Genomic DNA, 19,791 nt, shown 5'->3' with positions numbered 1-19,791 from the left:
AGTTCGTGTGACACGATTTTCGTGCAGCACGAAGTTCGTGTCAACGCTTGAGACGCATTTCCGCCGCTCTGGCGTGGGCGTGCAGACCTTCGCCGTAGGCCAGCTCCGCAGCAATGACACCGAGCTTGTTGGCACCCACTTCGGTGACCTCGATCAGGCTGCTGCGCTTCTGGAAGTCGTAGACCCCCAGGGGCGACGAGAAGCGCGCAGTGCCGGACGTGGGCAGCACGTGGTTCGGCCCGGCGCAATAGTCGCCGAGGCTCTCGCTGGTGTAGGCGCCGAGGAAGATCGCGCCGGCGTGGCGCAGCAGCGGTTCCCAGCGATTGGGGTCGGAAGAGGAGACCTCCAGGTGCTCGGGCGCGATGCGGTTGCTGATCTCGCAGGCCTCTTCCATCGACCGGGTCAGGACCAGCGCCCCGCGGCCTTCGAGCGAGGCACGGATCACGTCGCGTCGCGGCATCTCGGGCAGCAGGCGCTCGATCGCCTCGCGCACCTTCGCGATGTAGGTCGCGTCCGGGCACAGCAGGATGGACTGGGCCAGCTCGTCGTGCTCCGCCTGGCTGAACAAGTCCATGGCGACCCAGTCCGGCGGCGTCGTGCCGTCGGCCAGGACGAGGATCTCGCTGGGCCCCGCGATCATGTCGATGCCGACCTGGCCGAACACGCGCCGCTTGGCGCTCGCCACGTAGGCGTTGCCCGGGCCAGTGATCTTGTCCACGCCGGGAATGGTGGCCGTGCCGTAGGCCAGGGCTGCGACGGCCTGGGCGCCACCGACCGTGAATGCCCGCGTCACTCCGGCCACGTAGGCCGCGGCCAGGACGAGCGGGTTCTTCTCGCCGCGAGGCGTGGGAACGACCATGATGATCTCGCCGACGCCCGCCACGTGGGCGGGCACGGCACTCATCAGCACCGACGACGGATAGGCCGCCTTGCCGCCGGGCACGTAAATGCCGACGCGGTCCAGCGGCGTGACCTTCTGCCCCAGCAGCGTGCCGTCCTCGTCGCGGTAGCTCCAGCCGCGGCCGCAGGCATCGAGCTGGCGCTGGTGGTAGGCCTTCACTCGCGCGGCCGCCGCTTCAAGCGCGCTGCGCTGGGCGGGCGTGATGGCGTCGAAGGCTGCTTTCAGTTCGTCTCGCGTCAGCTCGAGCTGGCCCACGGTCTGCGCCTGCACCCCATCGAAGCGGGCCGTGTACTCCAGCACCGCCGCGTCGCCGCGCTCGCGCACGTCCGCCAGGATGGCAGCGACACGCTCCTCGATCGACGCGTCAGTCTCGGCCGACCAGTGCCTGAGCCGCTCGAACTCGGCCTCGAAATCGGAATGCGTAGTGTCGAGCTGGCGCAGGTTCAGCATGGCGGGCGGATGTTTCTATTGGGGGATGGCGCTCGCGAAGGCGTCGATCAAGGGGCGCAGCCTGTCCCGCTTGAGCTTCAACGCGGCCTGGTTGACGACCAGGCGCGACGAGATGTCCATGATGTGCTCGACCTCGACCAGGTGGTTGGCCTTGAGCGTCGAGCCGGTGGAAACGAGGTCGACGATGGCGTCGGCCAGGCCGGTCAGCGGCGCCAACTCCATCGAGCCGTAGAGCTTGATCAGGTCCACGTGCACGCCCTTGTCGGCGAAATGCTGGCGAGCGACCGTCGTGTACTTGGTGGCCACGCTGATGCGCGAGCCCTGCTTCACGGCCGTGGCGTAGTCGAAGTCGTTGCGCACCGCCACGCTCATGCGGCACTTGGCGATGTTCAGATCCAGCGGCTGGTACAGGCCCTCGCCGCCATGCTCCAGCAGCACGTCCTTGCCGGCCACGCCGAGGTCTGCGCCGCCGTATTGCACGTAGGTCGGCACATCCGTGGCTCGCACCAGCACCACACGCACGTCGGGCCGGTTGGTGGACAGGATCAACTTGCGGCTTTTCTCGGGGTCCTCGCTCACCGTGATGCCGGCAGCGGCCAGCAGCGGCAAGGTCTCTTCGAAGATGCGGCCCTTGGACAGTGCGAGAGTGATCATCAGGACACCCGCTCGATGTCGGCGCCGATGGAGCGCAGCTTGGCCTCCATCCGGTCGTAGCCGCGGTCCAGGTGATAAATGCGGTCCACCGTCGTCTGCCCCTCGGCCACGAGCCCGGCGATCACCAGGCTGGCCGAGGCGCGCAGGTCGGTGGCCATCACCGTGGCACCCGAAAGCCGCTCGACCCCGGTCACCATCGCCGAATAGCCGTCGACCTCGATCCTGGCACCCAGCCGGATCAGCTCGTCCACGTGCATGAAGCGGTTCTCGAAGATCGTCTCGCTGATCTTGGCTGCGCCGTCGGCGATGCAGTTGACCGCCATGAACTGCGCCTGCATGTCGGTCGGGAAGGCCGGGTACTCGCTGGTGCGAAAGCTCACCGCCTGCGGCCGCTTGTCGGCTTGAACGCGGATCCAGCCTTCGCCGCTGGTGATGGTGACGCCGGCCTCGCGCAACTTCTCGATCACGGCGTCCAGGTGGCGCGCATGGGCGTGGCGCAGCGTCACGTCACCGCCGGCCGCCGCCACGGCGCACAGGAAGGTGCCGGTCTCGATGCGGTCGGGAATGATGCGGTGCGGCGTCTTCGGCGCATGCAGGCGCTCGACGCCGTCGATCACGATGCAGCGGCTGCCGTGGCCCTGGATCTTCGCGCCCATGGCGATCAGCAACTCGGCCAGGTCGAATATCTCCGGCTCCTGCGCCGCGTTCTCGAGCACGGTGCGGCCGTCGGCCAGGGCCGCCGCCATCATCAGGTTCTCGGTGCCGGTCACGGTGACCATGTCGGTCGTGATGCGCGCGCCGCGCAGCTTGCCGCGGGCCTGGATGTAGCCATGCTCGACCACGATGTCGGCGCCCATGGCCTGCAGGCCCTTGATGTGCTGGTCCACCGGCCGCGAACCGATGGCGCAGCCGCCGGGCAGTGAAACGGTGGCAGTGCCGAAGCGGGCCAGCAAGGGGCCCAGCACGAGGATCGAAGCCCGCATGGTCTTCACCAGGTCATACGGCGCTTGGGTACTGGTGATGTCGCTCGCATCGATGGTGATGCGCTCGGGGGCATCCTCGGGCCGGTCGATGCCTGCGCCCATGTGGCGCAGCAGCTTGAGCGCCGTCGCCACGTCCTGCAGCTTGGGCACGTTGTCCAGGCTCACCGGCTCATCGGTCAGCAGCGCGGCGCAGAGCTCCGGCAGCGCGGCGTTCTTGGCGCCCGAGATGGTGAGTTCACCGGCCAGGCGGCGGCCGCCGCGAATCAGGAGTTTGTCCATGGGGTGTGGGGCATGGGCCAGGGATGGCCCATGGCGCGCCACGGCACGCCGCGGGCCGGAAGGTCAATGGTGGCCGGCGGCGGCGGACGCGGCGGCGGCCCATTCGGCCGGCGTGAGCGTCTTCATCGACAGCGCGTGGATCTCCTCGCGCATCCGCTCGCCGAGGGCCGCGTACACGCGCTGGTGCCGGCGTATGCGTGGCAGGCCGTCGAACTCCTTCGAGACGATGGTCGCGAAGAAATGCTGACCGTCGCCCTCCACCTCGAGGTGCTCGCAGGGCAGACCTGCGGCGATGTAATCGCGAACCTGGGCGGGGGTGGGGGCGGCCATGATTCCGGGATTATCCCTGAACGCCGGCCGCTCCCTAGCCGGCCCGCCATCCCCTCGGGGGATCGAACGACGTACTCGTCGGTCGAGGGGCTGCACTTCGCGGGCCGAGCGACGGGCCGCTCCCTAGCCGGCCCGCCATCCCCTCGGGGGATCGAACGACGTACTCGTCGGTCGAGGGGCTGCATTCAATGGCGCAGCTTGTAGCCGGTCTGCAGCAATCTGAGCGTGACGGCCGCGACCATGACGAAGGTGGTGGCGACCACGCCCAGACTCAGCCACGGCGACACATCGCTCACGCCAAAGAAGCCATGGCGGAATCCGTCCACCATGTAGAAGAATGGGTTGAGCCGGCTCACCGCATGCCAGAACGGCGGCAACGAATGCACCGAGTAGAAGACGCCCGCCAGGAAGGTCATGGGCATCACGATGAAGTTCTGGAAGGCCGCCATCTGGTCGAACTTCTCCGCCCACAGCCCGGCAATGAGACCCAGCGAGCCCATCAGCGCGGCGCCGAGCAGCGCGAAGACGAGGATCCACAGCGGCTGCACCAGGCCGGGCGGTGCGAACCACACCGTGACCAGCAGCACGCCCGTGCCTACCGCCAGCCCACGCACCACCGAAGCGCCCACATAGGCCACGTACCAGGCCAGTGGCGAAAGAGGCGTCACCAGCAGGAACACCAGATTGCCGGTGATCTTGCTCTGGATCAGGCTCGACGAGGTGTTGGCGAAGGCGTTCTGCAGCACGCTCATCATCACCAGGCCCGGGATGAGGAAGCTGGTGTAGCCGATGCGGTCGTAGACCTTGACGTGGTCCTCCAGCACGTGGCCGAAGATCAGCAGGTAGAGCACGGCCGTGAGCACCGGCGCCGCCACGGTCTGGAAGGCCACCTTCCAGAAGCGCAGCAGCTCCTTGTAGAACAGGGTGCGCGAGCCGGCAAGCGGCCGGCTGCCCTGCGTTGCGGGCAGGACTGCGCTCATGCCGCCTCCTCCGCGACCGCGCCCTGCATGATCTCGAGGAAGACGTCCTCCAGGTCGGCGCGGCCGATCTCGAGGTCCTCCACCCGCACGGCGGCGGCTCGAAGGCGCGCGAGCAGTTGCTCGACCTCGGATGCATCGTGCGCCGCGATCTGCGCGATTCGGCCGGTGACGCGGGCGCGTGCGGCCAGGTCTGGCGGCAAGGCGTCATCGGTCTTGAATCGCAGCACGCTGCCGGCCGTGGCAGCGAGCAGGTTGGCGGTCCGATCCAGGGCCACGATGCGGCCCTGCTTGAGCATCGCGATGCGGCCGCACAAGGCTTCCGCCTCTTCCAGGTAGTGGGTCGTCAGCAGCACCGTGTGCCCCTGCTTGTTGAGGCGGGCGACGAACTGCCAGAGCGTCTGGCGCAGCTCGACATCGACCCCGGCGGTCGGTTCGTCCAGCACGATCACCGGCGGGCGGTGCACCAGGGCCTGCGCCACCAGCACCCGCCGCTTCATGCCACCCGAGAGTTGCCGCATGTTGGCACCGGCCTTGTCGGCCAGGCCCAGGCCCGCCAGCAGCTCGTCGATCCAGTCGTCGTTGTGGCGCACGCCGAAGTAGCCGCTCTGGATGCGCAGCGTCTCGCGCACCGAGAAGAAGGGGTCGAAGACCAGCTCCTGCGGCACGATGCCCAGCGAGCGGCGAGCGTCTGCATAGCTTTCGACCACGTCGTGGCCCATCACCGAGACCCGCCCTTCGGTGGCCCGCGCGAGACCGGCCAGGATGCTGATCAGCGTGGTCTTGCCCGCGCCGTTGGGGCCCAGCAGGCCGAAGAATTCACCACGCTCGATGTCGAAGCTCACCCCGTCGAGCGCACGCAAGGTGCCGCGGGGCCCGAAGAAGGTCTTCGCGACGCCCTGGAAAGAAACTGCTGGCATCAATATCCTTTCGCCCCCGGCCGCACAAAGCGGCCGCCGCCCCCCAAGGGGGCCGCGGCCGCCAGCGAGCGGCCCGGCGCTTGGCCGCGTGATTGTAGGTAGGCCCCCCAAGGCCGCGTGCCCGTGGGGATGCTAGATTGGCGCGGCCCATGCCGACCAAGAAACCCCGCCGCACCGCCGAGCGCATCCTCGAAGTCACGCTCGACCTGTTCAACCGGTTCGGCGAGCCTAACGTGTCGACCACGCTGATCTCGGCGGAGCTGGGCATCAGCCCCGGCAACCTCTACTACCACTACCCGGCCAAGGACGAGCTGATCAACGCCCTGTTCGGCCGCTACGAGTCGGCCCTGAACGAGCTGCTCAATGCCGCGGACGGCGTGCGCAACGTGGAGGACGCGTGGCTGTTCTTCCACATGCTGTTCGAGCTGATCTGGAACTACCGCTTCCTCTACCGCGACCTGAACGACCTGCTCAGCAAGAACCGCCGGCTGGAGACGCACTTCCAGTTCGTGCTGAAGAACAAGACCCGCGCGGTCGAGGCCGTCCTGGCCGGCCTGACGCGCGGCAGCGCGATGCGCCTGGGGCGTCCGGAGTCCGCGGTGGTGGCCACTTCGATGGTGGTGGTCCTCACCTATTGGCTGAGCTACGAATACGTGCGCGAGCCCCGCAAGGCGCTGGAGCCCGACAACGCCGCCACCACGCTGGCCCGCGGCGCCTGGCATGTGCTGGGCCTGCTCGGGCCCTACCTCGATCCGGACGCGCGCGAGCACCTGAACACCCTGGCCGCGCCCTACCGCGCCAGTTGACCGACACCTCGAACACACCAGGAGACAACGAATGGCCAAGTGGACCGCCTTCCCATACGACGCCGCCGGCTACCGCTACGACGCGGCCACCCTGAAGAAGCAATGGTCACGGCTGCACCTCGGCGACGCCGAGCCCTGGCCCAAGGACGACGCCGTCCAGGCCGCCTGGGCGCTGTTCCATGCGGGCGAGTTCCAGAAGGCCCACGAGGCCGGCCTGAAGGCGGGCGGGGCCGGCATCACGGTGGCCAACAAGGCGCAGGCCATCTACGCCAACTACCTGGAGAAGAGCGAGAAGAACAAGCTGGCGATGTTCATGGAGATCGCCGAGCGGGCCGCCGCCCAGCAGGCCGACGAACCGAACAACGCGAACGCGTACTACTGGCAGGCCTACGCGCTGGGCCGCTACAGCCAGGGCATCAGCGTGGCCAAGGCCCTGGCGCAGGGCCTTGGCAGCAAGGTCAAGACGGCGCTGGAAGCCACCATCAAGCTCCAGCCCAAGCATGCCGATGCGCACATTGCGCTCGGGGCCTTCCACGCCGAGGTGATCGACAAGGTGGGCAAGCTGCTGGGCAAGACCCAGGGCGCCGATGCCGGCACCGGCCTGAAGCTGTACCGCGAGGCGCTCAAGCTCCATCCGGGCAGTGCGATCGCGATGGTGGAGTACGCCAACGGCCTGGTCATGCTCGAAGGCGACAAGAAGATGGCCGAGGCCGAGAAGCTGTATGCCGATGCGGCCGCCTGCACGCCCATGGACGCCATGGAGCGCCTGGACGTGGAGATGGCCAAGGCGGAACTCGAGGACTGATTTATCAACCCCTACGCCGCCTTCGGCGTCGGTCCCCCAAGGGGATCAGTCTCCTAGGGACGGCCCGTCGGAGACTACGGCCCCTACGCCGCCTTCGGCGTCGGTCCCCCAAGGGGATCAGTCTCCTAGGGGCGGCCCGTCGGAGACTACGGCCCCTACGCCGCCTTCGGCGTCGGTCCCCCAAGGGGATCAGTCTCCTGGGGGCGGCCCGTCGGAGACTGAGACCACCCCACACGTCGCCGTCGGAGACCGCGTCCGACACCTGCTGCGGCGCTGGTAGGCTCGGCGCATGCCGGCCTCCATGCAGTCCTCGTCCGCCGACCCTTTGCTGTCTCCCGCCCTGGCGGCGCTGGCCCTGGCCCTGCTGCTGGGCCTGCAGCCGGTGACGACCGACCTGTACCTGCCCGCCCTGCCGCGCCTGACAGCCGAACTCGGCGCGACGATGGGCGCGGCGCAGCTGACCATGTCGCTCGTGCTGCTGGCCTTCGGCATCGGCCAGCTGTTGATGGGGCCCTTGTCGGATCGCTTCGGCCGCCGACCGGTGCTGCTCGGCGGCCTGGCATTGCACACGCTGGCCAGCCTGGGCGCCATGGCCGCGCCGCACATCGAGGCGCTGATCGCCTTTCGGGCCTTGCAGGGCGTGGGGCTCGCCGCCTCTGTCGTCTGCGCCCGCGCGATGGTGCGTGACCTGTACGAGCCGCAGCAAGGCGCCCACGTGATGGCCTGGGCCTTGTCCGGCCTCGGGGTGCTCGCATTGAGCTCCCCGCTGATCGGCGGCTGGCTGGCCGCCAGCTCCGGCTGGCGCGCACCGCTGGGTGCCGTGGCGGCCATCGCGGCGCTGACGTTCGGCTACGTGGCCTGGCAGGTTCCCGAGACCAGCCGCACCCGCGACCCGCAGGCCCTGCGCCCCGCCCTGCTGGCGCGCGGCCTGCTCGGCGTGATGGGCCACCCGGCTTTCCGCGCCTGGGCGGCGTTGGTCAGTGCCACCTATGGCGGACTGTTCCTGATGCTGGCGGGCTCCTCCTTCGTCTACATCGGGGTGCTCGGCCTCACGCCCTGGGGCTATGGCCTGGCCATGGCCTCGGCTTCTCTGTCCTACCTCGCAGCCACCTTCTGGTGCCGGCAGCTGCTGGCCCGCCGCGGCCTGGCTGGCGCGGTCCGGCAGGGCGCGCTGTTCACGTTGGCGGGGGGCCTCGGCATGGCCGCCCTCGGGCTCGCGGGCCGGCACGAGTTGCACTGGGTGTTGCTGGCGCACTGGCTCTACAACTTCGGCCACGGCATCCACCAGCCCTGCGGCCAGGCGGGCGCCGTGGGCGCGTTCCCGCGCCAGGCGGGCCTCGCGTCCGCACTCGCCGGCTTCCTCCTCGCGGTGGTGGCCTTTGCCGTCGGCATCTGGCTGGGCCGCGCGCTCGACGGCACCCTGCTGCCGCTGGGGATCGGCCTGGGCTTCTTCTCGCTGGTCACTGCCGCCATCGCCTGGACTCTGGTGCAGCGGGACGGCGAACGCTTCGAAGCTGCTGCGGCATGAGCGCCGCCCGGCCGCCCGTAGGCGCTCATTCCCTCTCGGAGGGACCGGGCCGCAGGCCCGAGGGTGCACCAATGAGCGCCGCCCGGCCGCCCGTAGGCGCTCATTCCCTCTCGGAGGGACCGGGCCGTAGGCCCGAGGGTGCACCAATGAGCGCCGCCCGGCCGCCCGTAGGCGCTCAGCCCCTCTCGGAGGGACCGGGCCGCAGGCCCGAGGGTGCACCAGCCAGCGTCGACCGAGTGGAGTGGATAGGCCTGGCCGGGCCGACGGCTTCCGGCAAGACCGGCCTCGCGCTGGCACTGGCGGCCGAGTTCCCGCTGGAGATCATCAGCGTCGACTCGGCCCTGGTCTACCGCGGCATGGACATAGGCACCGCCAAGCCCACGGCGGCCGAACGCGGGGCGGTGCCTCACCATCTCATCGACATCCTCGATCCGGCCGAAGCCTACTCGGCCGCCCAGTTCGCCGCCGACGCGGCGCGATTGATCGACGAGATCCGCGCCCGCGGCCGGATCGCACTGCTGGTCGGCGGCACCATGCTGTACTTCAAGGCCCTCGTCGACGGCATCGATGCCTTGCCCCCAGCGGACCCGGCCGTGCGGGCACGGCTGGACGCCGAAGCGGCGCAGCATGGCTGGCCCGCCATGCACGCCCAGCTGGCGCTGGTCGACGCGAGCACCGCCGCCCGGCTGGCGCCCAACGATTCGCAGCGCATCCAGCGGGCGCTGGAGGTGTTCGAGCTCACCGGCCGGCCGCTCACCGAGTTCCACACCCGCCACAGCGGGCCCGCGGCTGCTCCTCGCCACCGCCTTCTCTCGCTGGAGCCGAGCGACCGCGCCTGGCTGCACGCGCGCATCGGCGAACGCTTCGCCCAGATGCTTTCGGGCGGCCTTCTCGACGAGGTGCACGCCCTTCGCGCACGTGGCGACCTGCACCCCGGTCTGCCCAGCATGCGCTGCGTCGGCTACCGCCAGGTCTGGGAGGCGATGGACGCCGGCCTGGCCGGCGATGCCCTGGCGAGCGCCGTGAGCGAGCGCGGCACCGCGGCCACTCGCCAGCTGGCCAAGCGCCAGCTCACCTGGCTGCGCGGCATGGACCGCGAGGTGCTGCCCGCCGAGGACCCGGCGCGTGCGCTCGTTCACGCGCGCAGCGTCCTGGGCGCCGGCACCGCTTGACGGTCATCAACCGGCGAGCGGGCAGCGGCTCCTACAGTGCCTCGATGCCTGTCACCCTTTTCGACCGCGACGGCCATCGTTGCCTGATGTTCACCGACCTGGGCCACGTGCCCGGCACCGACGGCCACGCCGACGAGGCGGTGCAGTCCAACCAGTTCCTCATCGTCGACGGCGACACCGGCGCCATCATCGACCCCGGCGGCAACCTCGCCTTCAGCGAGCTGTACCTCGGCATGACGCGGCACTTCCCGCCGCACCGCCTGACGGCCATCCTGGCCTCGCACGCCGACCCGGACATCATCGCCTCGCTCGACCGCTGGATGACCTCCACCCAGGCGAAGGTCTATGTCTCGCAGGTCTGGGAGCGCTTCATCCCGCACTTCTGCAAGCCCGGCAAGACCGTCGGTCGCATCGTCGGCATTCCCGACCCCGGCACGCGCATCCGAATCGGCCGTGGCGAGCTGATCGCCCTGCCGGCGCACTTCCTCCACGCCGAAGGCAACTTCCAGTTCTACGACGCGACGAGCCAGATCCTGTTCTCGGGTGACCTCGGCGTCTCGCTGGTCGGCGGCCAGCGGGCCAAGCAGCCGGTCGAAGACCTGGCGGCCCTGCTGCCCTCGATGGAGCGCTTCCACCGCCGCTACATGGTCTCGAACAAGGTCCTGCGCCTGTGGGCCGACATGGTCGATCCCCTGCCCATCCGCATGATCGTCCCCCAGCACGGCGCCCCCCTCGCCGGCCGCGCCGTCAAGGACTTCATCTCCTGGACCCGCGACCTGCGCTGCGGCATCGACCTGATGGAAAAACGTAACTACGCCCTCCCCGCCTGACGCGCGCTCAGGCGCTCACTCACGGGCTCACTCACGGGCTCGCTCACGGGGCGCTCACACGCCGCTCTCACGGGCCGCGCTCCGCGCCGCCCCCTACCAGGGCGTGCGCGGATCCGGCTTCGCCGGTCCGCTGCGCGAGCCCCCTCGGGGGGCAGGCCCTGGCAAGGGCCGTGGGGGCTAAGAGATGACTGCGCTCCGCCGCGGCTGGATGGGCGTGGCGCGCACACAGTTGCGGCCGGCTTCCTTGGCCGCCTGCAGGGCCGACTCGGCATCCTGCACCAGGCCATCCAGGGAGGCCTGGCCCATGTGGACGTGGGCCACGCCGACGCTCACCGTCGCGACCACGTGGGCGCTCTCCCAGCGGAAGGGGGCCGAGGCCACCTGCTGGCGAATCCGCTCGGCGACGTCCAGCGCGCCCAGCGGGTCGGTGTGCGGCAGGAAGACCGCGAGCTCGGCGCCGCCGAAACGGGCCAGCAGGTCGGACTGGCGCAGCGTGGCGTTCACTCGGCGGGTCACCTCCAGCAGGATGGCGTCGCCGCAGCGCTGGCCCATGCTGTCGTTGATGCGGCGAAGGTGGTCCGCGTCGATCAGCAGCAGTGCGCCGTCGTCGCCGTAGCGGCGGCAGCGCGACCATTCGCGTTCGGTCAGCCGCAGGAACTGGCGGCGGTTGGAGACGCCGGTGAGTTCGTCATCGACCATCAGCAGCTCGCGTTGCACCGACGACTGTGCCAGCGCGCGGGCCAGCTGCAGGGCAGCGGCGCCGGCCACCAGGGCCGGCAGCAGCGCGATGATCCCGGCACCCAGCGCCACCGGCCAGGAGGTGCTGTCCAGCCAGACGAGCATGGCGGCCACGGCCGTGGCGACGATCGCCGCCACGCCGATCTGGAAGGCCCAGGCGGATCCGAGGCTGGCGCGGCTGGCCAGCCTGGTGAGGGCCTGCATCCAGCCAGGGTGGTTGTTGCGCGCGGGGCGCGGTTCGCTCGTTTCCGCCATGGTCCTGCGAGGGTTCGCTCCAAGTGAGCCCCCAGGGCCGGGCCGATGTTCCGGCCCGCCCCCCACGGGGGTTCAAGTAGCCCGGCAGAGCCGGATCTACTCGAGAGATTCGATCACAAATCGGCCGTCCCCGGGCAATCTTGAGTCCCGATTACGTGGGGGTGCCGGCGGAGTTCACGGCGGCCTTGACGGCGAGTCGGCTTTACTTCTAAAGTGATATCACTTTGATTTCAGGAGACGACATGTCGCAGCCTTCCCGGGTGGAACGGCCCTTCCGGTCGGCCAATGGCTATCTGATGCTTGCCGCGGGCTTGCTCGGCCTGTTGGCGGGCGGCGCTCTGCTGCTGCGCGGTGGCGTCCTGCCTGCTGTCGTGCTGCTGGTCGCAGGGCTGTTCGTGCTGGGCGGCCTGTACATGCTTCAACCCAACACGGGCGCCATCCTGCTGCTGTTCGGCGAGTACCGCGGCACCGATCGTGCCGAGGGCCTGCGCTGGGCCAACCCCTTCCTGGCCAAGCGCAAGCTTTCGCTGCGGGCGCGCAACCTGAACGTGCCCACGCTGAAGGTGAACGATCGCCGCGGCAACCCGGTGGAGATAGGCGCGGCAGTGGTCTGGCGGGTGCGCGACACCGCCCAGGCGGTGTTCGAGGTGGACGACTTCGAGGCCTACGTTCGCATCCAGGCCGAGGCCGCGTTGCGCCACCTTGCCTCGCTGTATGCCTACGACCAGGGCGAGGACCCGGAGGCCAACGAGACGACCCTGCGCGGCAGCCTCGACGAGGTCGCCGAGGCGCTGAAGGCGGAGTTGCAGGAGCGCTTCGGCGAGGCCGGCGTTGAGGTGACGGGCGCCAAGCTGACCCACCTCGCCTATGCGCCGGAGATCGCCCAGGTGATGCTGCGCCGCCAGCAGGCCGAGGCCATCATCAGCGCCCGCCGCAAGATCGTCACCGGCGCGGTCACCATGGTCGAGTCGGCGCTGCAGGGCCTGTCGGAGCGCGAGATCGTCGTGCTCGACGACGAACGCAAGGCCGCCATGGTGAGCAACCTGCTGGTGGTGCTGTGTTCGGACAAGGACACGCAACCCATCCTCAACGCCGGCACGCTTTACAACTGACCCACGCGTCCGGATGGCCAGTCCCGGCAAGAAGAGCTACCCGCTGCGCATTGACCCCGCGCTGTGGGCCGAGATCGAGCGGCTCGCCGCGCAGGAGCTGCGCAGCGCCAACGCGCAGGTCGAGTTCCTGCTGCGCGAGGCGCTGGCGCGGCGCGGTCGGCTGCCGCCGCCCAAGCCGCCGAAGAACAACAACGAATAGCTCCGGCTAGTGCGCGCCGCCGGCCTCGGCGGCACCGGCGCCCGCCAGCTTCGGCGGCCGCTTGGTGAACCAGATCAGCGCGATGAGCGCCAGGAACAGCATCGCCGAGCCGAAGAAGATGTCGTCGGCCGCCCGGGTGTAGGCCTGCTGGTCGATCATCCGGTTGACCTGCGCCATCGCCTGTTCCGCCGACAGGCCGGCCGCCTGCAGCGACGCCAGCGTGTTCGCGAACACACCCTGGCCACTGGTCAGCGGCTCGGTGAGGTGGGCGTGGTGCAGCGCCGCGCGGTCATCCCACAGCGTGGTGGAGATCGAGGTGCCCATCGCACCGGCGGTGATGCGCACGAAGTTCGACAGGCCCGCCGCCGCCGCCACACGCTCCGGCCCGATGCCGCTCAGCGTCAGGGTCGTCAGCGGGATGAAGAAGAAGGCCATCGCCGCGCCCTGGATGAAGGTGGGCACCAGCACGTGGGCGAGGTCGGTCTGGGTCGTGAACTGCGAGCGCATCCACAGCACCAGCGCGAAGACGACGAAGGCGCCGCTCGCCATGCGGCGCGGATCCCACACCGACACCTTGCGGCCCACCAGCGGCGACAGCAGGATGGCGAACACGCCCACCGGCGCCAGCGCCATGCCGGCCGAGGTCGCGGTGTAGCCCATCCACTGCTGCAGCCACAGGGGCATCAGCACGACGTTGCCGAAGAACAGGCCGTAGGCCACCGACAGCGCGAGCGCGCCGAAGGCGAAGTTGCGGCGGGCGAACAGGCGCAGGTCCACCACCGGGTGCTCGTCGGTCGTCTCCCACACGAGGAAGACGGCGAAGGCCAGCACCGCCACGACGGCCAGCACGACGATCGTCGGCGACGAGAACCAGTCCAGCTCCTTGCCCTTGTCGAGCATCAGCTGCAGCGAGCCGACCCAGGTCACCAGCAGCGCCAGGCCTATCGTGTCTATCGGCAGCTTGCGGCGCGGCGTCTCGCGGTGGCGATAGATCCCCCAGGTGATGGCGGCGGCGAACAGGCCCACCGGGATGTTGATGTAGAAGATCCAGGGCCAGGCGACGTTGTCGGTGATCCAGCCGCCGAGCAAGGGCCCGACCACCGGAGCGACGAGCGTCGTCACCCCCCACAGGGCCAGCGCGGTGCCGGCCTTGGCGCGTGGATAGCTGGACAACAGCAGCGTCTGCGAAAGCGGGATCATCGGCCCGGCCACCAGGCCCTGGAAGATGCGAAAGCCCACCAGCGCCTCCAGCGAAGGCGCGAAGCCGCACAGCCAGGAAGCCAGCACGAACAGCAGCACGCTGGTGATGAACAGCCGCACCGCGCCGAAGCGCTGGGTGAGCCAGCCGGTCAGCGGCACCGAGATCGCGTTGGCCACGCCGAAACTGGTGATGACCCAGGTGCCCTGGCCCGGGCTCACGCCCAGGTCGCCCGCGATCGCCGGCAGCGACACGTTGGCGATCGACGAGTCGAGCACGTTCATGAAGGTCGCCAGCGACAGCGAGATCGTGCCCAGCACGAGGGCGGTGCCGGTCAGCGGCGGCGGCGGGGTGTAGGGCGCGGCAGGCGCCGTAGCCGGCGCCACGGCGGGCGCTTGCGCCCCTTCCCTGTCGAGGGCTTGGTCGCTCATGGTGTCGATCAGTGCAGGGACAGGCTGCCGCGGACGATGCGACGGATGCGCTCGTCCACTTCGCGGTCGATCGCGGAGTACACGCCGGTCGCCGCCACCGCCTGGGCGCGGGGTGCGTCGGCCAGGGTCTTGCCGTTTCGGTCGGCGGTGTCCACGGTGACTTCCATCGACAGGCCGACCCGCAGCGGATGGGCTGCCAGCTCGGCAGGATCCAGCGCGACGCGCACCGGCACCCGCTGCACGATCTTGATCCAGTTGCCGGTGGCGTTCTGCGCCGGCAGCAGCGAGAAGGCCGAGCCGGTGCCGGCGCCCAGGCCGGCCACCTTGCCGTGGTAGCTGACCTTGGTGCCGTAGACGTCCGCCACCAGCTCGGCCGGCTGGCCGATGCGCAGGTCGGCCAACTGGCCTTCCTTGAAGTTGGCGTCGACCCACAGCTTGTCGAGGTCGACCACCGTCATCAGCGGGGCGCCGGCCTGCACGCGCTGGCCGAGCTGAACCGAGCGCTTGGCGACGTGGCCGTCGATGGGCGCTGGCAGCTCGTCGCGCTTGAGCGCCAGGGCCGCCTCGCGCACCCGGGCCACGGCCCGCTGCACGTTGGGGTGCTGCTCGACCGAAGTGCCTTCGGTCATCACCCGGGCCGTGGCCAACTGCTCCTTGGCCGCGAGCGTGGCCGACTGGGCCGCGGTGACGGCGCTCTTGGCAGCGGCCAGCTGCGCAGTGGCGTGTTGGAACTCTTCCTTGCCGACGGCACCACTCGCGACCAGCGGACCGCGGCGATTGACGTCGTCCTGTGCCTTGGCGAGGTCGGCCTGGGCGCGGGCGAAGTCGGCCTCGCGCAGGGCCACCTGGGCCTTGAGCGTCTCGTTGCCGCTGTAGAGGGCGCGCACTTCGCGCACCGTCTGCGCCAGCTGGGCCTCGGCCTGGTCGAGTGCGACCTGCGCATCGGCGGTGTCGAGCTTGACCAGCGGCTGGCCGGCCTTCACCGCGTCGTTGTCGTCGGCCAGGATGGCGATCACCGTGCCGCCGACCTGGGGCGTGATCTGCACGACGTTGCCCGCCACGTAGGCGTTGTCGGTGGTCTGGCGATGGCGGCCGTGAAACCAGTGCCAGCCGCCCCAGCCCGCGGCGGCAAGCGCGGCGGCGATGGCGATGATCGTCAGGCCGCGACGGCGGCCGGCGGGATTGGCGGCGGGGGGAGAAGCGGCTTCGGTCATGGTGTTTCTTTCTCGTTCGGTTCGCGTGTTCAGTGCGCGGCGGCGATCGTGGCCGGGGCATCGCCTTGCCAGCCACCGCCCAGGGCCTTGACCAAGGCGATGCCGGTATCCAGCTCACGGGCCTGGAGGTCGACCGCGGCGCGGCGCTGGGCCAGCCACTGGCTCTCGGTGTTCAGCACGATCAGGTAGCTGCCGAGGCCGGCGCGGTAGCGCTGCAGGGCCAGGTCGTGCGCGGTCTGCGCACCCGCCAGCGCCTCGGCCTGTTCACGACGCTGGCGTTCCAGCGATTGCAGCGAGCCGATGGCGTCGCTGGCCTCGCGCACGGCGTCCAGCACGTTGGCGTTGTATTGCGCGATGGCGGCGTTCAGCTCCGCTTCGCGACCATGCAACTGGGCGCGCAGCCGGCCGCCGTCGAACAGCGGCAGGTGCAGTGCCGGCGTGAAGCCGTACTGGCGGCTGCCGGCCTCGAAGAGCTGGTCCAGCCCGATCGCGCTCAGGCCCACGAAGGCGGTGAGGTTGATGTCCGGATAGAAGGCCGTGCGGGCGACCTTGATGTCCTGCGTCGCAGCCTCGACGCGCCAGCGCGCGGCCACGACGTCGGGCCGGCGGCCCAGAAGGTCGGTGCCCAGCGTGCCGGGAAGGCGCTGGACGCTGATCTGCGCCAGCGACGGGCTCAGCGAATCCAGCGCGTTCGGCGCCTGCGCGCTCAACGCGGCCAGCTGGTGGCGGGCGAGCGTGATCTGCTCATCCAACGCCTCGATCTGGTTGCGCGTGTCCGGCAGCGCACTGTCGGCCTGCACCTCCTCGACGCGGGTATCCAGGCCGGCGGCGACGCGCTGGCGGGTCAGCTCCTTCATCTCCTGCCGCTGATCGAGCGTGCGGGCGGCCACCTCGCGCTGACTCACCAGCCGGGCGAGCCCGACATAGCTGCGAGCGACCTGCGCGGCCAGCGCGTTCGCGGCCAGTGCCGCATCGGCCTGCGCTGCGCGGGCCTGGTCCAGCGAGGACGCGAGCGAAGCGGCCTGGCGGCCGTACCAGTCCGGGCTCCAGCTGAAGCCGGCGTTCACGCTGCCGGAGTTGAGGATGGAGCCGGCGATGGGCGCCGGATACAGGCCGTGCTCCGGATAGCGCTGGCGCGTGGCGTTGGCGCTCAGGTCGGCCTGCGGGCCGTCGGCCGCCTCGGTCACCTGCGCCAGGGCCAGCGCGCGCTGCACCCGCGCCCGCGCGGCCGCGAGGCTGGGCTGGTCGCGCAAGGCCTTGTCGACCAAGGCGGCGAGCTGGTCGTCGCCCAGCGTGGACCACCAGCGGGCCGGCGCGACGGTGGCGGCCGCATCGCTCAGGCCGACCGCGGCGGGCGGGGTCTCATCGAGCTTCTGCAAGGGCGTGCCCGGGCTGGCGCAACCGGCGAGCAACACCACGGCCGAAGCCAGGGCGACGAGGGCGGTGAGCGCCGCGGCGCCGGGGCGGGGCAGGCGGTCGAAAGACAGCGCGGGCCAGTGCAGGCGGCCCTCGAAAGGGTTGATCAGAAAGTTCTTCATCGCGGCCTCCTTCATGCCGCTGGGGGTTCACGCATGGCGTCGCCGTTGGCGACCATGCGCGACAGCAGCGCCAGCAATTGCTTCCATTCGTCTTCGCTGAAGCCGCGCAGGTGGTTGTTGAGCACCTCGGCCATCACCGGCGGCACCTTGCGGGCCACCTTCTTGCCTTCCTCGGTCAGCACCAGGTGGATGACGCGCCGGTCCTCGGTCGAGCGCTCGCGCCGCACCAGGCCCTTGGCCTCCAGGCGATCGAGCGAGCGGGTCATGGCGCCGGGGTCCAGGTCCAGGTCGCGGGACAGGGCGGCGATCGTGTCGCAATGCTTGCTGGCCAGCTTGAACAAGGGCAGCCACTGGGCGTGGGTCAGGTCCAGGGCCGCGAGTCGCTCATCCGCCTGGGCGAGGATGGACGACATCACCCGCTTCATGAGAAAGCCCACGCTCTGGTCCGGCCGGTACTGGCCGGGAACGTAGAACTGGGTGGCGGGGGTGTCGTCTTGATCCATGCCGCCACTTTAATTGCATAGGCAATAATTGTCGCCGCATTCATTGAATAGCCAGCCTTTTGATGGGGTCATGCCCGGAGAACGGCTGTCACACCGCTTTGCCTACACTGCCCGCCATGGCCACTGCCCTCACCGAGCGCCCCAAAGGCGCCACGCCCAAATCGTTGTCGGGGCTCACGCCCTTCCTGCGCCCCTACCTCGGCCGCATCGCCCTGGCCGTGCTGTTCCTGATCCTGGCCGCGGTCGCGACCCTGGTGCTGCCCGTGGCGCTGAAGTCGCTGATCGACCAAGGGCTCGTCGCCGCGGAGCCGGGCGACCGGTTGATGTCGCTGCGCGAGCACTTCGGTGCCCTGTTCGCCGTCGGCGCCGCGCTCGGCCTGTTCTCGGCCGGCCGCTTCTACATGGTCACGTGGCTCGGCGAGCGCATCACCGCCGACCTGCGCAACGCCGTCTACGCCCATGTCGTGCAGCAAAGCCCCGCCTTCTTCGAGACCACCGCGACGGGCGAGGTGCTGAGCCGGCTGACCACCGACACGACGCTGGTGCAGACGGTCGTCGGCTCCAGCCTCAGCATGGGCCTGCGCAACACGGTGATGGGCCTGGGCGCGCTGATCATGCTCGTCGTCACCAACCCCTACGTGATGGGGCAGGTGCTGGGCATCCTGGTGCTGGTGGTGCTGCCGGCGCTGTACTTCGGCCGCCGGGTGCGCACCCTGAGCCGGGCCAGCCAGGACCGGGTGGCCGACTCCAGCGCCATCGCGGCCGAGGTGCTGAACGCGATCCCGGTGGTGCAGGCCTACACGCAGGAGCGGCGCGAGGCCGAGCGCTTCGACCGCGCCACCGAAGCCGCCTTCGACACCGCCCTGCGCCGCACGCGCGTCCGCTCGGTGCTGGTCGCGTTCATCATCACCTCGACCTTCGGCGGCCTGCTGTGGGGCCTGTACCAGGGCACCCAGGCCGTCCTGCACGGCGACATCACCCCCGGCCACCTGGGCCAGACCGTGCTCTACGTCATCGTGCTGGTCAGCTCGGTGGCGGTGCTGTCCGAGGTCTACGGTGACCTGCTGCGTGCCGCCGGCGCCACCGAGCGCCTGATGGAATTGCTGGCGGCCCGCTCACCGGTCGAGGAGCCGGCCGCGGCCCGCCCGCTGCCGCCGACGCGGCAGGGCTCGCATGTGCAGCTCGAGGGCGTGCGCTTCCACTATCCCTCGCGGCCGCTGACCGCCGCGCTGGCCGACATCTCGCTGGAGGTCAAGCCCGGCGAGACGGTCGCGCTCGTCGGCCCCAGCGGCGCCGGCAAGACCACCGTCTTCCAGCTCCTGCTGCGCTTCTACGACGTCGAGGCCGGCCGCCTGAAAGTGGACGGCGTCGACGTGCGCGAAACCTCGTTCGCGGCCCTGCGCAGCCGCATCGGCATCGTGCCGCAGGACAGCGTGATCTTCTCGGCCAGCGCGATGGAGAACATCCGATATGGCCGCCCCGAGGCGAGCGACGAAGAGGTCGTCGCGGCCGCCAAGGCCGCCTTCGCCCACGACTTCATCAGCGCCCTGCCCGGTGGCTACCAGAGCTTCCTGGGCGAACGCGGCGTGCGCCTGTCGGGCGGCCAGCGGCAGCGCATCTCCATCGCCCGCGCCATCCTCAAGAATCCGCCGCTGCTGCTGCTCGACGAAGCCACCAGCGCGCTGGATGCCGAGAGCGAGCGCATGGTGCAGGCGGCGCTGGAAGCGGCGATGGCCAACCGCACCACCCTAGTCATCGCCCACCGGCTCGCCACCATCCAGCGCGTGGACCGCATCGTCGTGCTGGAGGCCGGACGCGTCGTCGACCAGGGCACGCATGCCGAACTGATCGCCCGCCAGGGCCTGTACGCGCGCCTGGCCGCCATGCAGTTCGGCCTCGAAGAGGCCACCGCCTGAATGGGCCCCTACGCCGCCTTCGGCGTCGGTCCCCCGAGGGGAGCAGTCGTCT

Annotated in this window: 19 protein-coding genes; 8 read left to right on the top strand and 11 right to left on the bottom strand. The window is 70.0% G+C overall.

Going from position 1 to position 19,791, the window contains the following annotated elements:
* Positions 1 to 40 precede the first annotated feature (40 nt).
* The 6 genes from hisD to ACS5PM_RS27250 form a co-directional block, all read right to left on the bottom strand.
* Positions 41 to 1,351, bottom strand: a complete 1,311-nt coding sequence (hisD, locus tag ACS5PM_RS27275) for a histidinol dehydrogenase (protein WP_439391033.1) — start codon at positions 1,349 to 1,351, stop codon at positions 41 to 43.
* Between the two features lie 15 nt (positions 1,352 to 1,366).
* Positions 1,367 to 2,005 (bottom strand): ATP phosphoribosyltransferase, encoded by a 639-nt coding sequence (hisG, locus tag ACS5PM_RS27270; RefSeq protein ID WP_439391032.1) that lies wholly within the window; start codon positions 2,003 to 2,005, stop codon positions 1,367 to 1,369.
* The gene (gene murA, locus ACS5PM_RS27265) at positions 2,005 to 3,267 is read right to left on the bottom strand and encodes a UDP-N-acetylglucosamine 1-carboxyvinyltransferase (protein ID WP_439391031.1); all 1,263 of its coding nucleotides are present in this window, start codon (positions 3,265 to 3,267) and stop codon (positions 2,005 to 2,007) included. Before murA ends, hisG begins: the two co-directional genes overlap by 1 nt.
* A 63-nt stretch (positions 3,268 to 3,330) precedes the next feature.
* Complete coding sequence (locus tag ACS5PM_RS27260) at positions 3,331 to 3,597, bottom strand: BolA family protein (protein ID WP_439391030.1); 267 nt, start codon at positions 3,595 to 3,597, stop codon at positions 3,331 to 3,333.
* Positions 3,598 to 3,782: 185 nt separating this feature from the next.
* Positions 3,783 to 4,577 (bottom strand): ABC transporter permease, encoded by a 795-nt coding sequence (locus tag ACS5PM_RS27255; protein WP_439391029.1) that lies wholly within the window; start codon positions 4,575 to 4,577, stop codon positions 3,783 to 3,785.
* On the bottom strand, positions 4,574 to 5,494 hold the full coding sequence (locus tag ACS5PM_RS27250) for an ABC transporter ATP-binding protein (RefSeq protein WP_439391028.1): 921 nt from the start codon (positions 5,492 to 5,494) through the stop codon (positions 4,574 to 4,576). Before ACS5PM_RS27250 ends, ACS5PM_RS27255 begins: the two co-directional genes overlap by 4 nt.
* 149 nt (positions 5,495 to 5,643) lie before the next feature.
* Between ACS5PM_RS27250 and ACS5PM_RS27245 the strand changes: the two genes are divergently transcribed.
* The 5 genes from ACS5PM_RS27245 (at position 5,644) to ACS5PM_RS27225 (ending at position 10,635) form a co-directional block, all read left to right on the top strand.
* A complete protein-coding gene (locus ACS5PM_RS27245) occupies positions 5,644 to 6,300 on the top strand; it encodes a TetR/AcrR family transcriptional regulator (RefSeq protein ID WP_439391027.1) in 657 nt (218 codons plus the stop codon).
* A 31-nt stretch (positions 6,301 to 6,331) separates the two neighbouring features.
* A complete protein-coding gene (locus tag ACS5PM_RS27240) occupies positions 6,332 to 7,105 on the top strand; it encodes a tetratricopeptide repeat protein (protein ID WP_439391026.1) in 774 nt (257 codons plus the stop codon).
* A 289-nt stretch (positions 7,106 to 7,394) separates the two neighbouring features.
* Positions 7,395 to 8,633 carry a multidrug effflux MFS transporter gene (locus tag ACS5PM_RS27235; RefSeq protein WP_439391025.1) on the top strand — a complete coding sequence of 413 codons (1,239 nt, stop codon included), beginning with the start codon at positions 7,395 to 7,397 and terminating at the stop codon, positions 8,631 to 8,633.
* A 146-nt stretch (positions 8,634 to 8,779) separates the two neighbouring features.
* Entirely contained in the window at positions 8,780 to 9,805 is a 1,026-nt protein-coding gene (gene miaA, locus ACS5PM_RS27230) for a tRNA (adenosine(37)-N6)-dimethylallyltransferase MiaA (RefSeq protein WP_439391024.1), read from the top strand.
* A gap of 44 nt (positions 9,806 to 9,849) precedes the next feature.
* Positions 9,850 to 10,635 carry an oxygen-binding di-iron domain-containing protein gene (locus ACS5PM_RS27225; RefSeq protein ID WP_439391023.1) on the top strand — a complete coding sequence of 262 codons (786 nt, stop codon included), beginning with the start codon at positions 9,850 to 9,852 and terminating at the stop codon, positions 10,633 to 10,635.
* A 177-nt stretch (positions 10,636 to 10,812) separates the two neighbouring features.
* Here the strand turns inward: ACS5PM_RS27225 and ACS5PM_RS27220 are convergent, their stop codons facing one another.
* Entirely contained in the window at positions 10,813 to 11,577 is a 765-nt protein-coding gene (locus ACS5PM_RS27220) for a GGDEF domain-containing protein (protein WP_439391022.1), read from the bottom strand.
* Between the two features lie 293 nt (positions 11,578 to 11,870).
* Here ACS5PM_RS27220 and ACS5PM_RS27215 point away from each other — a divergent pair, with 293 nt between their 5' ends.
* Both ACS5PM_RS27215 and ACS5PM_RS27210 read left to right on the top strand, forming a co-directional pair.
* Entirely contained in the window at positions 11,871 to 12,740 is an 870-nt protein-coding gene (locus ACS5PM_RS27215; protein WP_439391021.1) for an SPFH domain-containing protein, read from the top strand.
* A 13-nt stretch (positions 12,741 to 12,753) separates the two neighbouring features.
* Positions 12,754 to 12,939: a type II toxin-antitoxin system antitoxin gene (locus tag ACS5PM_RS27210; RefSeq protein ID WP_439391020.1), complete on the top strand. Its 186-nt coding sequence runs from the start codon at positions 12,754 to 12,756 to the stop codon at positions 12,937 to 12,939.
* A gap of 6 nt (positions 12,940 to 12,945) precedes the next feature.
* On the opposite strand, the gene ACS5PM_RS27205 is transcribed toward ACS5PM_RS27210, so the two are convergent.
* The 4 genes from ACS5PM_RS27205 to ACS5PM_RS27190 are packed head-to-tail and all read right to left on the bottom strand — an operon-like array spanning position 12,946 to position 17,823.
* Positions 12,946 to 14,568, bottom strand: a complete 1,623-nt coding sequence (locus ACS5PM_RS27205; RefSeq protein WP_439391018.1) for a DHA2 family efflux MFS transporter permease subunit — start codon at positions 14,566 to 14,568, stop codon at positions 12,946 to 12,948.
* An 8-nt stretch (positions 14,569 to 14,576) separates the two neighbouring features.
* Positions 14,577 to 15,782: an HlyD family secretion protein gene (locus ACS5PM_RS27200; protein ID WP_439391016.1), complete on the bottom strand. Its 1,206-nt coding sequence runs from the start codon at positions 15,780 to 15,782 to the stop codon at positions 14,577 to 14,579.
* 29 nt (positions 15,783 to 15,811) lie between these two features.
* A complete protein-coding gene (locus ACS5PM_RS27195; RefSeq protein WP_439391015.1) occupies positions 15,812 to 17,320 on the bottom strand; it encodes an efflux transporter outer membrane subunit in 1,509 nt (502 codons plus the stop codon).
* Positions 17,321 to 17,331: 11 nt separating this feature from the next.
* Complete coding sequence (locus ACS5PM_RS27190; protein ID WP_439391013.1) at positions 17,332 to 17,823, bottom strand: MarR family winged helix-turn-helix transcriptional regulator; 492 nt, start codon at positions 17,821 to 17,823, stop codon at positions 17,332 to 17,334.
* 116 nt (positions 17,824 to 17,939) lie between these two features.
* Here ACS5PM_RS27190 and ACS5PM_RS27185 point away from each other — a divergent pair, with 116 nt between their 5' ends.
* Positions 17,940 to 19,739, top strand: coding sequence for an ABC transporter transmembrane domain-containing protein (locus tag ACS5PM_RS27185; protein WP_439391012.1), 1,800 nt, complete (start codon positions 17,940 to 17,942; stop codon positions 19,737 to 19,739).
* The last annotated feature ends 52 nt before the right edge of the window (positions 19,740 to 19,791 follow it).

Origin of the sequence: Ideonella flava (assembly GCF_051857595.1) — a bacterium.
Classification (GTDB): domain Bacteria; phylum Pseudomonadota; class Gammaproteobacteria; order Burkholderiales; family Burkholderiaceae_C; genus Ideonella.
Note: the sequence above shows the minus strand (reverse complement) of the source record. Positions and strands in the feature narration are given on the sequence as shown.

Excerpts from the sequence above, each read along its gene's own strand:
- ACS5PM_RS27200 (WP_439391016.1), bottom strand. The coding sequence starts at position 15,782 with ATGACCGAAGCCGCTTCTCCCCCCGCCGCCAATCCCGCCGGCCGCCGT.
- ACS5PM_RS27245 (WP_439391027.1), top strand. The coding sequence starts at position 5,644 with ATGCCGACCAAGAAACCCCGCCGCACCGCCGAGCGCATCCTCGAAGTC.
- ACS5PM_RS27215 (WP_439391021.1), top strand. The coding sequence starts at position 11,871 with ATGTCGCAGCCTTCCCGGGTGGAACGGCCCTTCCGGTCGGCCAATGGC.
- ACS5PM_RS27185 (WP_439391012.1), top strand. The coding sequence starts at position 17,940 with ATGGCCACTGCCCTCACCGAGCGCCCCAAAGGCGCCACGCCCAAATCG.
- ACS5PM_RS27235 (WP_439391025.1), top strand. The coding sequence starts at position 7,395 with ATGCCGGCCTCCATGCAGTCCTCGTCCGCCGACCCTTTGCTGTCTCCC.
- ACS5PM_RS27225 (WP_439391023.1), top strand. The coding sequence starts at position 9,850 with ATGCCTGTCACCCTTTTCGACCGCGACGGCCATCGTTGCCTGATGTTC.
- ACS5PM_RS27190 (WP_439391013.1), bottom strand. The coding sequence starts at position 17,823 with ATGGATCAAGACGACACCCCCGCCACCCAGTTCTACGTTCCCGGCCAG.
- ACS5PM_RS27220 (WP_439391022.1), bottom strand. The coding sequence starts at position 11,577 with ATGCAGGCCCTCACCAGGCTGGCCAGCCGCGCCAGCCTCGGATCCGCC.
- ACS5PM_RS27260 (WP_439391030.1), bottom strand. The coding sequence starts at position 3,597 with ATGGCCGCCCCCACCCCCGCCCAGGTTCGCGATTACATCGCCGCAGGT.
- ACS5PM_RS27195 (WP_439391015.1), bottom strand. The coding sequence starts at position 17,320 with ATGAAGAACTTTCTGATCAACCCTTTCGAGGGCCGCCTGCACTGGCCC.
- ACS5PM_RS27210 (WP_439391020.1), top strand. The coding sequence starts at position 12,754 with ATGGCCAGTCCCGGCAAGAAGAGCTACCCGCTGCGCATTGACCCCGCG.
- murA (WP_439391031.1), bottom strand. The coding sequence starts at position 3,267 with ATGGACAAACTCCTGATTCGCGGCGGCCGCCGCCTGGCCGGTGAACTC.
- hisD (WP_439391033.1), bottom strand. The coding sequence starts at position 1,351 with ATGCTGAACCTGCGCCAGCTCGACACTACGCATTCCGATTTCGAGGCC.
- ACS5PM_RS27255 (WP_439391029.1), bottom strand. The coding sequence starts at position 4,577 with ATGAGCGCAGTCCTGCCCGCAACGCAGGGCAGCCGGCCGCTTGCCGGC.
- ACS5PM_RS27250 (WP_439391028.1), bottom strand. The coding sequence starts at position 5,494 with ATGCCAGCAGTTTCTTTCCAGGGCGTCGCGAAGACCTTCTTCGGGCCC.
- ACS5PM_RS27240 (WP_439391026.1), top strand. The coding sequence starts at position 6,332 with ATGGCCAAGTGGACCGCCTTCCCATACGACGCCGCCGGCTACCGCTAC.
- ACS5PM_RS27205 (WP_439391018.1), bottom strand. The coding sequence starts at position 14,568 with ATGAGCGACCAAGCCCTCGACAGGGAAGGGGCGCAAGCGCCCGCCGTG.
- hisG (WP_439391032.1), bottom strand. The coding sequence starts at position 2,005 with ATGATCACTCTCGCACTGTCCAAGGGCCGCATCTTCGAAGAGACCTTG.
- miaA (WP_439391024.1), top strand. The coding sequence starts at position 8,780 with ATGAGCGCCGCCCGGCCGCCCGTAGGCGCTCAGCCCCTCTCGGAGGGA.